Source organism: Salinisphaera sp. T31B1 (assembly GCF_040361275.1).
GTDB lineage: Bacteria > Pseudomonadota > Gammaproteobacteria > Nevskiales > Salinisphaeraceae > Salinisphaera.
This window is the reverse complement of record NZ_APNH01000004.1, coordinates 452120-467985: the sequence shown is the minus strand read 5'-3', so window position 1 is coordinate 467985 and position 15866 is coordinate 452120. Positions and strand designations below refer to the sequence as shown.

9 protein-coding genes are annotated in these 15866 nt (G+C 64.9%); 1 reads left to right on the top strand and 8 read right to left on the bottom strand.

The features are described 5' to 3' along the window. Positions 1-555: 555 nt before the first annotated feature. The 8 genes from pelG to T31B1_RS16815 all read right to left on the bottom strand — a co-directional run bounded on the left by pelG (position 556) and on the right by T31B1_RS16815 (position 14501). Entirely contained in the window at positions 556-1938 is a 1383-nt protein-coding gene (gene pelG / locus T31B1_RS16850; RefSeq protein ID WP_353250688.1) for an exopolysaccharide Pel transporter PelG, read from the bottom strand. A gap of 2 nt (positions 1939-1940) precedes the next feature. Further along, entirely contained in the window at positions 1941-3521 is a 1581-nt protein-coding gene (gene pelF, locus T31B1_RS16845) for a GT4 family glycosyltransferase PelF (RefSeq protein WP_353250687.1), read from the bottom strand. Continuing rightward, the gene (locus tag T31B1_RS16840) at positions 3518-4507 is read right to left on the bottom strand and encodes a tetratricopeptide repeat protein (RefSeq protein ID WP_353250686.1); all 990 of its coding nucleotides are present in this window, start codon (positions 4505-4507) and stop codon (positions 3518-3520) included. Before T31B1_RS16840 ends, pelF begins: the two co-directional genes overlap by 4 nt. Beyond that, positions 4494-5861 (bottom strand): PelD GGDEF domain-containing protein, encoded by a 1368-nt coding sequence (locus T31B1_RS16835; RefSeq protein WP_353250685.1) that lies wholly within the window; start codon positions 5859-5861, stop codon positions 4494-4496. Before T31B1_RS16835 ends, T31B1_RS16840 begins: the two co-directional genes overlap by 14 nt. A 67-nt stretch (positions 5862-5928) precedes the next feature. Then, entirely contained in the window at positions 5929-6459 is a 531-nt protein-coding gene (locus T31B1_RS16830) for a hypothetical protein (protein WP_353250684.1), read from the bottom strand. Positions 6460-6523: 64 nt separating this feature from the next. Then, positions 6524-10186 carry a tetratricopeptide repeat protein gene (locus T31B1_RS16825; RefSeq protein ID WP_353250683.1) on the bottom strand — a complete coding sequence of 1221 codons (3663 nt, stop codon included), beginning with the start codon at positions 10184-10186 and terminating at the stop codon, positions 6524-6526. A gap of 46 nt (positions 10187-10232) precedes the next feature. Continuing rightward, positions 10233-13028 (bottom strand): bifunctional glycoside hydrolase/polysaccharide deacetylase family protein, encoded by a 2796-nt coding sequence (locus T31B1_RS16820; RefSeq protein WP_353250682.1) that lies wholly within the window; start codon positions 13026-13028, stop codon positions 10233-10235. Positions 13029-13481: 453 nt separating this feature from the next. Beyond that, complete coding sequence (locus tag T31B1_RS16815) at positions 13482-14501, bottom strand: MraY family glycosyltransferase (protein ID WP_353250681.1); 1020 nt, start codon at positions 14499-14501, stop codon at positions 13482-13484. A gap of 325 nt (positions 14502-14826) precedes the next feature. Between T31B1_RS16815 and rfbB the strand changes: the two genes are divergently transcribed. After that, positions 14827-15864, top strand: coding sequence for a dTDP-glucose 4,6-dehydratase (rfbB, locus tag T31B1_RS16810; protein WP_353250680.1), 1038 nt, complete (start codon positions 14827-14829; stop codon positions 15862-15864). Positions 15865-15866 lie beyond the last annotated feature (2 nt).

Sequence of the window (15866 nt, the reverse complement as noted above, 5' to 3'; positions counted from 1 at the left end):
CCTTGGGCGTAGCGCCGAGCAGCGGAGGCCGGCCGGGGATGAAGCACAGCCGGGTGTCTGAGTCGCGCAGGAGTGCGGCGAGTTCCGGCTGCGCCCCGGACGGGCGAGCAGCACAGGGCATCGATGCGAAGCATCGGCGCAAGACAGGGTTTCGTTTGCTTTGGTGACTTACCTGGACAAGCAAATGAAAGTGACTCGCACAGCCGTGCGAAACTCCCGTCCAAATTCGTCTTCGGGGTCGATTCAAGACGCTGGGTTTAAGCCACCCGTCTTCCGGCGCTCACCAGTTCAACGCCACTTTGGTTTCGCGTTGCAGCGCGACTCCCTTTCATTTAGTAACACGAATAAAGATTACTCGCACAGCAGCGCGAAACCCCCAAGTCGAAATGCGCCTGTGTGGCTGAGTAGGCCGCCCGGTTCGGGGCGCGAGTGTTCCAAGCAGAACCAGCGCCGCCACCACTACGTACCTCGGCCGTCGACAAAGCCCGACAAACCCGTCCTACGATACGCGGGAACCCGAATACGTATAGACACACCACGCGTGGCCCGACCGAATCACCCCGGCCGTTGCAGCATGAACGTCTGATAGGTCAACTGCTGAAATTCACGATCGAGCACGGCCAGGCCGACCAGCGACGAGAGCATCAACGATCCTGCGAAACCGTAGCCGTAGAAGATGGCACCGAGATACTGGCTGAGCGCGGTCAGCAGCAGGTTCGAGCCGAAGAACAACAGGCACAACATGAGCGCCAGTTTCAGCTTGTCGAGATAGAACAGTACGTTGAGAATCGCCATGAACAACACCTGCATGCCCACGGCGACGATATCGATATTGAACAGCGGCACGTAATACGGCGAAAAACCCAGCCATTCGATCAGCGCCGGGCCGACGAGCAGCAACGACACGATCGTAATGCCCTGGATCTTGAAGATGTCGTAGACGCCCTGCCGGACGGTATCCACCATGCGGTCGAGCCGTTGTTCGATATGCGTGAGCGTGTCGCCACCGCGCACGGCGCTGTAGAACGCGTCGTAACGTTCAGCGAAGTCGGTTTCCATACGAATGAGAAACACGGCCATGCCCGGCACGATCGACAAATACGCCAGAAAGATCGGGAAGTCGTAGATCGGTGAGGCGCGCAGCGGCCCGATCACGTGTTCCGAGGTGGCCGGGTTGTACCAGAACAGGAACTTGTCGGCCCAGAGGCCGAGGTTGTAGAACACGCCGGTGAAGATCAGCGACCGGTGGGTCTGCTCTGCACGACGAAGGTCGAGTGCAAACATGCGATCGCTCGGGTAGTAGCGCACCACCAGAAACACCAGCGTATAGAACAGAACCCCCTGCCCGACCACGAAACCGCCAAGCAGCCCTTCAAGGTCGTAGTCGCGCAGCGCCATGCCCAGCGCGAACGTCACCCCGTAGCCGAACGCGAACGCCCAGAGCACCTGACGGTAGGCCTTCATGCCGGTGATGAACACCGTGATACACCAGATATTGGTCAGCAGCACGAAGCCGGCGAACATCTCCACCCGATAGAGCAACGACGTGCCGCCGAACAGCGTGACGAGCACGGTGAGCCCCAACGTCGCCGCAATCAGGTTCATGCCAGTCAACAGGCCGACCAGATTCGGCAGGATCGCTTCAGGCTTTTGCTCGAACAGCCGGTCAGCGACATAGCGGGTGAACACCAGCTGGGCCATGCCGGATACGATCAGCGATGCCGCCACGATATAAGTCACCGACACCAGAAACTGGGTCACATGACGCGATTGATCCGGCAACAGGCCGAGGGAGAGAAACCCGAGCGCCATGATCACCAGGATCGACAGCACCCAAGGCCCGGAGCTGATGATTCCGGCGTAGCCGTAGGCACGAAGCAGCCCGAAGTAACTGTCCTTGCGCAGCAGCTTGCGCAGCTCGAAACCGATACCTGCCATGGTTAGCCCCCTGTGCCCCCTGCGGCCGCACGGACCATCGTCTCGTCGTAGAGCTGCGCATAGCGATCGAGCATGAGCTGCTCCGAATACTGGCGTTCGACGCGCTCGATACCCACGGCCCGCGCGGCCTCCCAACACGGCCGATCCTCCAGCAGCGCGAGCATCGCCTCGGCGGTCGCTCCCGCGTCGGCGATGGGCACGATCCGCCCCGCGGCATGCGCCGTGTCCGGTTCGCTAGCGGCCGTATTGGCTTGCGTTCGGGCATGGCCGTGTACCAGCTCATAGCAGGAGCCCACGTCGGTACAGACCACCGGCACGCCGGCAGCCATCGCCTCGAGCGCGACCAGCGGCTGGGCTTCGCTGATCGAGGTCAGCGTCGCCAGACGAATCCGGGCCATCACCTCTTCGGTTTTCTGGAAGCCCATGAACTTCACCGTGCCGTTCAGATCGAGCTGGTCGGCCAGGTCCCGACACTCCTGCGCATACTCCGGATCTTCGGTTTCCGGGCCGACGATCCAGCCCTGAGCGCCCGGCAGCTGGCTGGCCACGATACGCATGGCGCGTACGAAGGTCTTGATCTCCTTGATAGGCGTCACGCGGCCGATGAGCGCCACGATCGGTGCACGATTGGCGAACGTCTGTTCGCGGAGCGGGCGAAAACGCTCGATACGGATCCCGTTGGGGATCACGCGGGTGCGCTCGGCGGCGGCGCCGTCCATGATCTGACGCTCGCGGTTGCCTTCATACAACGTGGTGATGGGGTTGGCCGCCGAATAGGTCAGCCGGCCAATGCCGTCGAAAAACCGGATCCACAGCCGGCGTATATAGCTCACGTCCCGCTGGAAACCGTGGGTGAGCACGTCGTCGTAGGTCTTGATCCAATCAGCTTCGGTCAGGTCGATCTGGCGTTCCTTGGTATAGATACCGTGCTCGGTCACCACGAACGGCAGCCCGTGCATATGGTGGGCCAGCGCGCCGAGAAACCCCGCATAGCCGGTGGAAATCGCGTGCAGACAGCGGGTGCGGGGCAACCCACGCGCAATCCGCGCGAGCAGGAACAAAGGCGAGTGCATGTTGCGCACCGACCAGAAGTAATCCACGAACGACGGGTCCGTGCAGTAGGTCCGGTAGTAGTCGACGATCTGGTCCCAGGCTTGCCGGCTGTAGAGGAAATCCTCGTGCGACAAACCGTCCGTACGGCCCAGCAGCTGCGCGATCTCGCATAGCCGATGGCCCGCCTCCTGCGCATCGGGGGCACGAAAATACCGGTGCAGTGCATCGCTTGCAGTAAACGCCGCCCGGTTACCCTCGATCGCGCGCGGCTCGTCGATGCCCTCGCCCGCGTCCATCAGATAATGACATTCCAGATGTACGACGTTCTCGGGCCGATCATAGAGAATACCGTCGTAGGCATCGGCGCTGCCGCCGAGAAACACCAGCGCGAACCGCTTGTCCGGCAGGCCCTTTATCAGCTGGTTGACCCAACCGGCCACCCCGCCACGGACCATCGGGAACGTGCCTTCCAGCAGCAGGGTGACATCGGCCGGCGGATCGGCCGGGGTCATCGTGGGCCATCTGCTCATAGCCAGTACTCCATGACCGGCCGCATCACCGGGTTATTGCCGGCACGCGCACTCATGCGTTCCAGCGCCGGCGCGACGTCGCCGAAGCGGCCGCGACGAAAAGCCAGCTCCGCCCAGCGAGGCGCAGAGTCGTCGATCTCGAGCCCGCGGGCTTCGGCGGATTCCAGCGCCTGCTCGGCGTCGTCGTAGCGCCGCAAGGCCAGACACACGCGCGCCCGCAGCAGCCAGCGCTGGGCGGTCGGCTGACGCGCGATCGCGATATCCATCGCCTCGAGCGCCTTCTGCAGCATGAGCGTTTCCACACTGCCGCGTGCGAGTTGTAGGTAGGAAAACTCCCAGAACAGCTGGGCGCGCTCGGCGTGCAGTTCGCCGTCCTGGTCGCCGCTGGCGATGATGGTATCGCGTACGACGTTGAGCTGGCGTTCCAGGTCCCGCTCGATGGAGTTGATCATCGCATAAGCCAGTAGTCGTACTTCGTCGGCCGCATCGCCCAGCGCCGACCGCAGGATCGGCACCGCATCACGCCGCGGCAGATGACGACAGGCCATGATCGCCTGCTGCCGGCGATTGCGGTCGTCGAAATGCATGAGTACGGCCGACAGCCCGTCTCGCATGAAGACATCGTCCGGGTTCACGTCCACGGGCTGGAACGGCAGGTCGGGAATATCGAGCGTGTCCCATATCCTGGCGGGCTCGCGATACGCGAAATAGAGCCCGGGCAGCAGGCTCACAACCAGCCCGAAGGCACCGAGTACCGGAACGAACAGCGCGCTGGTCGCGGCAAACAACAGCGCCCCGCCGCGGGGGGCCCGATATACGGCCGGCAAGGCGGCATGGACGCCCGCGACCAGCACGGCGACTGCCAGCCCGTGCAACGCCAGCGCGAGCCCGGGCGACAGGCGGACCGGCCAGGCGAACAGCCAGCCGGTGGCGGCCAGCACCTCCAGGCACAGCCCGATGGGTGCCAGGAGGCTAAGCGCCCGCATGGCTCTCGGCCTGACGACGGATATCGGTGAGCAGAGCAGACGCTGACTGGCTACCGTTGACATGACGTTGATGGAACACCAGCCCGCTGCTGGCCACCTCCACACCGAAACGCTCATTGAGCAGCCGTGACATGCGTTCCCGATAGGCGCTCGCGCCGCGTTCGGGGGTGAGCGGCATCAGCACGTAGATGATCTGGGTTCCCTGGTCGAGGTCGGTCGTCCACGCATAGTCGAGTGCGCGCAGCTGTTCGTAGACGAGTTCGCAGAGCGCTTCGTTGCTGATGCCGCGTACGCGTCCGGGAATTTCGTAGGCCATGAGCAGCGAGCTGAGCCGATACCGGGCGCCGTACTGGGACCATTGCCGCAAGCGCTGCTCGAACTGGTAGCGAGCCAGCTGCTGATCGCTGGGCTGACGGTGATAGGCCTCGGCCAGAATATCGCCAAGATTGCCGCCAAGCACGGCCAGCAGATGCAGATTGCCGCGTTCGAATTCGACGAACGGCATTTCCGTGACCGTCACGATCGCCCAGATGCGGTCGTTGACATCGATCAACGGAATCACGGCCAGCAGCGGGTGGCTTTCCTGCTGCAGGTTGATCTCGGCCATCTCGGACTTGAGGCTGATCATACGGCCCTGTTCCAGACAGGCCCGTACCATCGGATGGTCGGCGACGTTCGGCTGCGCGGGCTGTCCGCCCAAAAAATCCATCGGCTGGCGCCCGATTCGGCGGCGCTCGTCGACCGCGAACAGCGCACATTGCTCCAGCCGCCCTTCCACGGCCAGAAACCCCAGCAAATCCTGGGAACGTTGTTTGAGCAGGTCCTCACCCGCATCGGAGTGATGAAACCGTTCCGCCAGCGCCAGCAGAGCGTCGCGCAGATTGTGCGGATTGGCCGCCAGACGCTCGGCGAGCTGATCATGCGAGACCCGCAGCACATGGTAGTTGCGTACGAATTCGGTCAGGCGTATCGACTGGTAGTCGTTGATGATCTTCATCTGCGTGAAACGGCGCCGCCAGATGTCGGTGAACTCGCCGGCGACCATGCCAGCCAGGACGAGCCCGATCGCATACTGCAGCCCAAGCGGCTGAGCCGCCCAGCCCATGCGGGGCGCGAGCGCCATGTAGGCTACGGTCGCAAGCGCACTCGCAAACCCGTAGAAAAACCCGTAACGCAGGCCGACCAGCAGCGGTGCGACGACCAGCCACGAGAACTGGCTGTCATAGAACAGAGGATCCTCGGCATGGAGCAACCAGCCGAGCGCGGGCACGACAGCGGTGATGACCGCGCTTTCGAGCACGCACACCCACAGCGGCGGCGCCTCGTAATGGACTTCTTCTATCTGCGTGATCATGAACAACGCTCGTGATGCAATGAAACCAGATGACCGGTGCGGGCCGGCCGCTTCGTCGCCGCCGCGGTTAAGGCTGTAATGGCAGATCCGCGACCAGCGTGCTCATGAGTTTCTGGGCCGTGCCGCTGAGCGTGCTGTAGCCCCACCCGGCCTTCGCGCCGGATGCGCTCCAAAGCGTCCGACCGGTCTGGATATCGATTACGCGCAGGCTCAGGCCGACCGCCGGCTCGCCGTCCAGGCCGGTCTTGTACTGCCATTCCTCGACCGAGCCGGTCACCCCGTATTGGAAGCCCTGGCCGCGGGCCCAGTTGAGTGCGTCCGCCAGATCGGCGGCGTCGTCGAACTGCGGCAAGCCACCGGCGGGCTGCGTCGCGGGCGCCGCGGTGAGCTGGTCGATACCGCGCTGGTGCAAAAGCGTAGAAAGAATGGCCGCCGCCCGTTCACCGGCCTGGGGCGTCTCGGCATAGTTGGCGATCGGCAGCTGCGCCCAGCGCGCGGATGCGGACAGTCGCTCCTCGCGATGGACATCGGTCACGGCACAGCCGGCCAGCCAGGCCGCCAGCACACAGAAGGAAACGATACGGGTGATGGGTTTCATGACGATGGGTTCTCCCTGCCTGTGACCAGGCCAACGTAGGTGTGTCGTGGATAACGGGCACGCATCAGCGACCCAGGAAATACTGATAGGTGACCATGGCCGTATAGCTGTTCTGGCGGGTATCGCTGCCGGTCTGGTCGATACCGAGCGCGAAGCTCAGTTCGTCCGAGCCGAGCACCCGGCTGCCGACCGCGAAATTCGTACTGACCCCGAACTGGCCGTCGGGCAGCACATAGCCGCCGTCGAGGTCGATGCGATATCGCGGCGACGCCACCAGTGGGTAGGATTCGCCCGGAATCCCCCGCGCAAACGTCACCCCGGCGCCGACGAAGCTATAGCGCTCGGGCACGACATCCTCGATGCCGGCTCCGTCGGGCAGCCGGTCGGCGACCGAGGCCGGCAACGCGTTTTCCAGCTGGTTCTGTTCAGTCGTCGCAAAACTGCGGATCTGGAATTGATGCGTGGGGCCGACCATCAGCGAATGCGCCACGGCGGCTTCGATCTGGTAGCCGTCGGCCAGCGGATCGCGCCCATTGCGCGAGTGAAACCGCTGGTAGGTCGCAGTCAACGATGCGCTGTCCCGCCCATTGAGCGTCCAGTCCAGCGTGGCACCGATCTCGTCGCGCACGCCCAGCACGCGCAGCTGGCCGGTTTCGTCGGCCGGCCGGTTGTAGTCGACGAAAGCCTCGCCGGTCACGTGATCGGTCAGCCGCCATGTCTGACGCGCACCCAGGCTGACGGTATCCCAGGCGTCGGTTGTCACCGTGCCCACGCGTACCGTGGTGACACCACGTCGCTCGCGCCAGTTGAGTTCGAGATCGGCGAAACGCTCATCGCTCAGGCCGTTGAGATCGACATCGATACCGCGGTCGGTGAGCTGGCGGGCGCCGATATCGACCCGCGCGCTGAGCCGCTCACCGGACAACCGGAAGAACAGACGCTCGCCGGTGATGTCCAGATCGCTGATACGCCGGATCGACAACTGGCTTCCGTAGTACTGCGGCATCTGCTGATACAGCTCGGCGGCATAACGTGGCACGACGTCCACACCGGCGGCATACGGCGCGTTCGGACGCTCGTGATCCAGCGCCAGGGTAAGCGCGCGGGCGCGCAGATCCAGCTGGCGCAGGGCGCTGATCCGATCCGATATGCCCACCGTGCCGCCGCTCGGGCCGAGTTCGCGCAGAATAGTGTCTATCTCGACTTGATCGTCGTTCTGTAGCGCCACCGCCATACGCTGCCAGTCTTCGGTGGCCACCCGCCGGCGCTGCGCGCGCAGCAGCCAGTAACGGCTGTAAGCCGGCTGTTCCTGTGCCAGGTAATAGCCGAGCAGCATTTCGATATCCGCGGCGTCCAGGCCGGCGCCACGCCGCCCACCCAGCGCCAGACGCAACCAGCCTCGGTTGGCATCCGGGCCAAGCATGGCTGCCTGCACACCGAGGATGCGCACATCCTCCCGACGCTGCTGTGTATCCAGCACGCCCTGCCGGTTCAGATCCGCCATGAGGCGCGGCCGCAGCTCCCTTACCGCGTATTCGCGCATACGCCGAGCCGACTCGAAGCGCCGCCCGGCGGTCAGCGCATCGGCATAGTCGAGTGCCAGAAGATAGTTGTCCGGGTCGCGGCGGATCGCGCGGTCGTACCACGGCAAGGCCGCGCGGGCCTGGCCCAGCTGGCTGTAGGCCATGGCGAATGCCTGCCACTGCCCCGGGTCGCTCGAAGCGGCGGCACGCCAGCGGCGCACATAGCCGGCCAGCTCGTCGGTACGGCCTGATTCGGCAAGCGTGTACAGCAGCGCCGAGCGGTTGACCGGGTCGCCCGGCGCCAGGGCCAGCGCCTTCAGGTAGCCGCTGCGTGCACGATCGAGATCGTGCGTATTGAAGTAGTAGTCGCCGTAGAGGCGCCAGTAGTCCACCGAGTCGGCAAACAGTTCAGGCTGGGCTTCGGCCAGGCCCAGCAGCTCACGACTGGCCTGCGGGCGCCGCGCGCGCTGGGCCAGCCCCAGCATCAGCGTCACCATCTCGGCATGGCGATGTTCGCGCCAGTCGCTCCGGGTTGCCGCCATGGCCTGGTCGAATGCCCCGGTATCGACCGCACTCTGTGCCAGGCGCAGCGCGCCGTTGGCGTCGAGACGCTCGGCGCGCAGCAGCGTGGCATAGGAATCGCGCGCGACCACTTTATCCTCGAGCATCCAGGCCAGATCCCCCAGCCGGCTCCAGTAATACAGCGCTTCGTCGCTGCGCGGCCGGGCCGGCGGATCGGGCAGATCGCGCAGCACCGCAAATGCATCGTCTATACGCCAGAGCTTGGTCAGCAGCCGGCTGCGGGCCAGTACGCCGGTGACATCCACGCCAAAGCGCGTGCCCAGACGCTGCCAGCTCGTCAGCGCCCCGTCCAGGTCGCCGGTCTGCTCCTGGAGCGTGGCCATACGCACCCACAACGCACGATCGGCCGGGCCGTGGTCGATCCATTGCCGGATCACGGCAATCGCGCGATCGGGGTCGCCCTCGGCGTCGAGAATATCGACCAGCTGGCTACGCTGAGTCGCATTCAAGGGGTGACGGCCGCGGATGCGATCCAGCGCCCGCAGTACCGCGGCGCTGTCGTGAAGGGCGCCCGCCAGCTCGATCACGCGGTTGTCGTAGACATCGGACGCGCCGTCGACGGCCAGACGCTCGTAGTTTGCCAGCGCCGCCTCCGGCCGCCCGGCCCAGACCTGCACCTCGGCCAGCTGGGCACGCAGCGATACGTCATCCGGATGGCGCTGGACGAGTTCGGTCAAACCGGCCAGCGCATCGTCAATCCGATTCATCGCCAGCGCGATACGAGTGTCGCGCTCCAGCGCCTTCGGGTCATCCGGTCGCAGGCCTACGTATGCCGCCGACCATCGCTCGGCCAGTGCCAGCTGATCGTTCGCCAGCGCCATGTCGATGCCGATATCGAGAAACATTGGATCGTTGCCGAACGCATCGACCATTTCGCGGGCAAGGTCGAGGCCGCGCTCGCCCGGTGCCTGCCGGGCGGCGCCGAGGGCGGCCAGCGCAGCGTCACGGCGACGCGGCGGTGTGTCGGCGATTTCGAACGCGCGCCGCCAACTGCGTGCGCTGGCCAGCGGGCGGCCGGCGGCTAGCCACCAGCGGGCCGCGAGCGCGTGCCAGTCGTAGGTGTTCGGCGCATCCTGCGCGGCCAGGCGTTCATAGTCCGCCGCCGCACGTGCCGGCTCGCCCAGCGCAAGCCAACGCTCGGCCAGGCTTTGCAGACGATCGTTGGATATCGCGCTGCGTTCGCCGGCTTCCTCCTCCTCTTCTTCCTCTTCCGTGTCGCTTGCCTCGCCCGCCGGGTCGGCGGCACGCATACGGGCTTCGAGCTGTGTCCGGCGTGCGGCCCGCTCGGCGCTGTCGGCCGGGGCCGCGTTGAACGCCTGCCAGGCCGCTTCCAGGCGCAGCCAGCGGATATCGGCATCATCTTCTGGCGGCAGCGCGTCGAGTGTCTGGTTGGCGGCGGTGACCTGACCGGCCTCGAGCTGGCGTTCGGCGAGGTTCAGGCGCAGCGCCCGATCGTCCGGGTTGGCCTTGAGCAGCGCCTGCAGGTACGGGATGGATATTCCGCCCGGGTCGTTGAGGCCTTCGTCGGAATGGGTCAGCGATATGAACTGACGGGCCGGAAACAGCAGGATGAGTGCGACCCCGAGTACGATAGTGATGATCACCAGCGCCGCCGGACGCACGAGGCGGCTCGGCCGCCTCGCAGCGGCGCCGGGCTTGTCGTGCGGGTTAGCCACAGTCGGCTCTGACCAACCCGGAGTCGGTACCGCTATAGGACAGCTCGAGCGTGTCGCCACGGGATGCACGCCGCGCGCCCGGCGCGTGGATACGACAGCCCGTCGTGCCGCCCAGCTCGAGCGTCAGCGGTACGGTGTCCGACTGCACGCGCAGAGTCCGCGATCCGCCCTCGGCCTGCCAGTCGACGATCCGGCCATTGGAGCGCCGGATGTACGCACCGGACTGTGGCCGACCGTTCTGTAGACGCAGCGTGAGTTTCGGCGCACCCGTGAGCGCGACATAGCGGCCCTGCGGCAGATCGCGCACGCCGGCCACGCCCGTGGAAGCGGCGATGTTCGGCCAACCCAGCGACGGCGGCAGCCGAAGCGTGCGTGCCTGGGTCGCGCCGGTGATCTGCCAGGCGCCGTCCAGCGTGCGGGCGATGCCGAGTTCGTACCAGTCACGCGCGATCCGGCTGTAGGTGCTGGCATGGATCGGCAGCGTTTCCAGCCCGGCGACATAGTCGTAGACCTCGGTCAGCGCATTCAGCGCTGCCGGCTGCCCGGCGGAATAGAAATGGTAGTAGATATCGATCGGCTTGAGCCGTTTCGGCGTGTCGGTGAGCTTGTAGGTCTCGATGACGCGCCGGAACCCCCAGAACGGGCCGGTCATATCGTTGGTGTAGACGTTTTCGTTGATCTGCGGCGAATACACCTGCACGTGCTCGCCGAACGGGCGCAGCATCGGCGAGACGTTGGTCAACGAGGGGTTGTCGTTGGTCACCGCCGTGTTGCCGCCGTTGATATTGGCCAGGCCCAACCGGTCGGCGATCGCGATCGCCTCGGGCGGCGGCACCGAGTCCCCGCTCCACAGCACCGCCTGGACCCGCTTGCCGGGCGGCGCCAGCGTGTCGTTGATGAACGCTGTCGAGCCGGCGATCTCGCGTTCGAGCGAATAGTGATAGTCCTTGATCGGCAGGTTGTAACCGTAACCGGCCGGCGTACGGCCCTCCCCGGCGAGCTCGCCGGGCTTGAGGCTCAGCCATTCGAACGGATGGCTGAAGGTATGCGTGGCGATCTCGACCCACGGCAAGGAAAAGATCTCGCGCGCGATCGGTGCCACGCGGTCTACCAGCTGCGGATAGAGCCCGGCCGGCCCGACTTCGCCCTCGATCACCGACACGGTCGTCGGCACGCGGTAGCGCTTGAACACACGATCGAGCAGCACCTGGGCGGTGAACGGCGCGCCGGGGAAGTTGCCCTGGCTGACGAACGCGTCGCCATCGACTTCGGTCATCCAGTAGCGGGAGCCGTTTTCGGTCGTGGCATCCGCCACCGGCATCGTCGGCAAATCCAGCGCGCGCTGGAGGAAAGTGAACGGGTCGAGCACCCAGCGAGCCTGCTGGGGCAGGCCCTGCTGCAGTACCCAGGGCGATAGCGCGATACCGCCCCAGTCACCGGTGACCGTGGGTACGAACGTCTGCCCGCCGGCATCGTGCATGCTCAGATGCGCCACGTTGCCATGCGTATCGTCGGCCCAGCGAAAACCGGCCTCGTTGGCCGGCGGACGTGGCGGCATGCCCTCGTAGCCGATCAGCGCATCGTGCTCGGCCACGGTCATGGGCGCGACGAGATTGGTCACGTTCGACAGACCGGTCAGCTCCGACAGGCGGCCGGAGATGCTCAAGCCCGGGTCGCCGAACAGCGCCACGCGCATGCCGTCGGCCATCTGCTGGATCAGCCATTGCCGGTAGTCGCCGGTACCGGCAATCTCGCTGTCGAACCAGGTCACGATGCCCGCATAGCGGCCGGTCAAGGTGCCGGTGGGCAGCGGCTGATTGACGTCGCGGTACACCGCCCCGTAGCCCATGTATTCCAGCGGCATCGCCGCGAACATGTGGACGTCGGTGAAGGCGAAATCGCCGTAGTCCGCGGTTGCACCGTTGTAGAGCACCAGCACCTTGCGCGGCATCGGCTCGATCAGACCCACCCCGACCTGGTCCAGCGCGCCCGTGGCCACCCACGGTATCAACCCCGCCTCGGCGATACGGCGTGCGGTCGCGCGTGCGGTTGCCCGATCGGCCGGGGCCACGTAATCGATGGCGATCGCGGGCAGGCCATACTGGCTGCGTACCCGCTGCAACTGGTTCATCAGCCAGTCACTGTCGGCAGCGCTGACGTCACGATAACCCTGGGTGCCTGCGTCGTAGGCCTTGTACAGCGACTCGGCCGCCACGCCTGCGATATCGTCATGCACGCGGTCGAGAATCTCGAAGCCGCGATTGAGCAGCAGGCGTATGCCGGGAAAGCGCTGGTGGAGCCGCTTGATGAATGCAACCAACGCCTGTTGCTGGGCTGCGACATCGGCATCGGTCGTGGCGAACAGGCGGTAGCTGTCGAGGGTGTCTAGAAAGAACCCGCGATAGCCCTGCGCCCAGAGCGGTGCAATCCGCTGCTCGAGCAGGTAATCCGTCCAGGCAGGATGCGTCAGATCCGCCGCCTGACTGTTCCAATGGTCGTTGCGCGCTTTCAATGCCTCGGCGGGGACATGAGCGGCATCGCCCCGCCACTGATCCGCCTCGCCCACGCTCACGTAGGCGAACGCGCTCGTGCCGTAACGCTGCAACCGGCCGAGCTGACTGGCACTCACATGGTCGGCTTCGACTACGGCCCAATCGAACTGGGCGAGCAGCGACACGGGCAGATCGTCAGCGTAATAGAACGCCACACTGGGCCCGGGCGGCGTAGCGGCCCACGTACCGTTGGCCCATCCGGCCAGACCGACCGCAAGCCATAGCAGCGCGGCCATACGGCACGCGCGCGATACGCGCATCTGCCCTACCCAGAGTCTGCACGCTGTCATCTGACGCGCCGAAAGAAGACCGATGCGCTCGCCGCGCCGAGGGGCAAGACGCGACCGCACGGCAACAACGGCTGCACGAACAACGGCGAGGGGCCGTACCAGCCCGTCGCGCGAGAACAACACATGGCTACCCCCAAAGAAACCTGGCTCTACGCCTGAACGCGGAGGCGGTCGATTACGCCGCGCGCCGCGTTCAACGCCCCGGGGCACAGCAACGATAACCCGGGTTTCCGATTCACGGCCTGTACTTATACCCGATAACGCCCTTGAGCGTCATATTGCCAGACTTTGGGTGTTTTGATGACAAAAAACGTCACTCGACCGACGTAAAAAAAGCCGCATCGAGCGGCTTGTTCGCGGCATATCGTGGGCGACACGCCGAGTCTGGCAAGTTCTTGACTAGCGTTTCTGGGAGGGCAGCGACCCGTTGCCCCGCCCCACGCGACCGCTGCGACGGCGCCAGAAAGCGTTCATCGTCAGGCAATAGAGGCCGAAGGCGATGACAAAGCCAGCGCAGGACACCACGTCCGACACGCCCGCGTACTGGCCGAGAATGCCCACACCCATGAACACGGCGGCCACGAGCAACCAGACATACAGCGCGCGCTCCGGCGGAAGGCCCGAACGTTGCAGCAGATGATGGAAATGGTAGCGATCGGCCGCCAGCGGGCTTGCGCCGCGCATCATACGCGAGGCCATTAGATAGCCCGTATCCACCAACGGCAGGCCAAACAGCCAGACCGCGGTGATCGGCCGGATGATCGACGTCGAGCCCTGCGACGCCTGGATGGCGAACCACACCAGGATATAACCGAGCACCAGACTGCCGGCGTCGCCGAGAAAGATGCGTGCCTGACGCTGCCACGGGGTGCGCATGTTGAACAGCAAGAACCCGAGCACGCTGCCGAAAGTCAGACACAGCAGCACGATATTGACCGCGCTCGTGCCCGCCGCCATCACCAGCAGAACGGCCACGACCAAGGCAGCAAACCCACCGGCCAGACCGTCCATGCCGTCGATCATGTTGACCGCGTTGATCACACCCACGGCTGCGAACACGGTGAACAACAACGAGAACTGCTCGAGCCGTACATTGGCTCCGCCGGTGATCGCGCCGAGATCGTCCAACGCCACGCCGCCGATGAAATACATCCCGACCGCGACCGCGATCGTTTGCAGGGCCAGCCGAAACGAAGCCGGCACATGCTTGCGATCATCCATGGCGCCGAGAACGAGCAGCACGAGCAGGCCGAACGCAAAGCCGGTGAACTGGGAGGCAGGCAGGACCAATGCGCCCAGCGCGAGAATGCTCAGGCTGATCGCCAGACCACCGCTGAGCGGCGTTTCGAAGCCATGGCGCTTGCGCCCGCCCGGCCGATCCACGTGGCCGAAATAGACACAGACGGGGCGGAGCAGCACGATCGCGATCATACTAAACGCAAAGGCAAGTGGCGTTGCCAACCAGGAGTTCATTTAAGCTGTTGCCCCATCGCCCTGAAAACCGTTCGGCCACGCATCGGCGCGGCATTCGAGATACGCCCGAGCGGCGGCCATTGGACTCGCATCGCGTCTCGCCGCGCCAGCTTAACAGGCGCTCTCGGGCCGATCGAGCCGGTAGTATAGCGGGTTTGAACCGCCCGAAACTGAATTGAATCCCAAAGCTTACGCAGATGTTATCCGTATTTGCCTCAGCAGCCGGGCCTACCGGGCTGAACGCTTTGCCAACGAAACGCCATACAGATAAATGAAACTTCTGATTACAGGCGGCGCGGGTTTCATCGGTTCGGCACTGGTTCGACACGTCCTACGCAGCTCGTCGCATCGCGTCGTCAATATCGATCGCTTGACCTATGCCGCGAACCGCGGATGGCTGGATACGCTGGCCGACGAGCCAAGACACCTGTTCGAGTGCGTGGATATATGCGATAGCGAGTCCGTTCGCGGCGTACTGAAACGCCACGCCCCCGATGCGATCATCCATCTGGCCGCCGAATCGAACGTCGACCGCTCCATCGTCGAACATGAGCCGTTCCTCCACTCAAACATCGTGGGCACAACCCGATTGCTCGATGAGGCCGGTCGCTATTTTCACGCGTTGACTGGTGCGGCCCGAGAAAATTTCAGGTTTCTGCACGTATCGACCGACGAGGTCTACGGGAGCCGTACCGCCGATCGGCCGGCCGCCGACGAAGCAACCGCTTATGCGCCGGGTTCGCCCTATTCCGCCTCCAAGGCAGCGGCCGACCATATGGTCCACGCCTGGGCGCGGACCTACGGCCTGCCTACGCTCGTGACCCACAGTTGCAACAACTACGGGCCCTACCAGCAGCCCGACAAGCTGGTTCCGTTGGCGCTTCGCAATGCGCTGGCCGGTCATGCCATACCGATCTACGGCGATGGCCGCCAACGCCGCGACTGGCTGCACGTCGACGATCACGTACGGGCCTTGCTCGTCGTTCTCGAACGCGGGCGTATAGGTGAGCGTTACAATATCGCGCCGGGTAACGAGATCGCGAACCTCGCACTGGTCCAGACGCTGTGTCGGGAGCTCCACGCCCGGCGGCCGGCCGACGCCGGCCACGAATACGAAGGGCTGATCAGCTTCGTTGCCGATCGAGCCGGCCACGATGAGCGCTATGGCATTCAGGCGTGCAAGATCCGGCGCGAGCTCGGCTGGCGCCCGTCGCAATCACTACAGCAAGGGCTCGCGGCGACCGTGCAGTGGTATCTTGCGCATCAGCATTGGCTCGAATCGTTCCCGAGCCCGGCACACGAGCACTAGCC

Coding starts and splice junctions, on each gene's coding strand:
- pelG (WP_353250688.1), bottom strand. CDS start 1,938: ATGGCAGGTATCGGTTTCGAGCTGCGCAAGCTGCTGCGCAAGGACAGT.
- pelF (WP_353250687.1), bottom strand. CDS start 3,521: ATGAGCAGATGGCCCACGATGACCCCGGCCGATCCGCCGGCCGATGTC.
- T31B1_RS16840 (WP_353250686.1), bottom strand. CDS start 4,507: ATGCGGGCGCTTAGCCTCCTGGCACCCATCGGGCTGTGCCTGGAGGTG.
- T31B1_RS16835 (WP_353250685.1), bottom strand. CDS start 5,861: ATGATCACGCAGATAGAAGAAGTCCATTACGAGGCGCCGCCGCTGTGG.
- T31B1_RS16830 (WP_353250684.1), bottom strand. CDS start 6,459: ATGAAACCCATCACCCGTATCGTTTCCTTCTGTGTGCTGGCGGCCTGG.
- T31B1_RS16820 (WP_353250682.1), bottom strand. CDS start 13,028: ATGGCCGCGCTGCTATGGCTTGCGGTCGGTCTGGCCGGATGGGCCAAC.
- rfbB (WP_353250680.1), top strand. CDS start 14,827: ATGAAACTTCTGATTACAGGCGGCGCGGGTTTCATCGGTTCGGCACTG.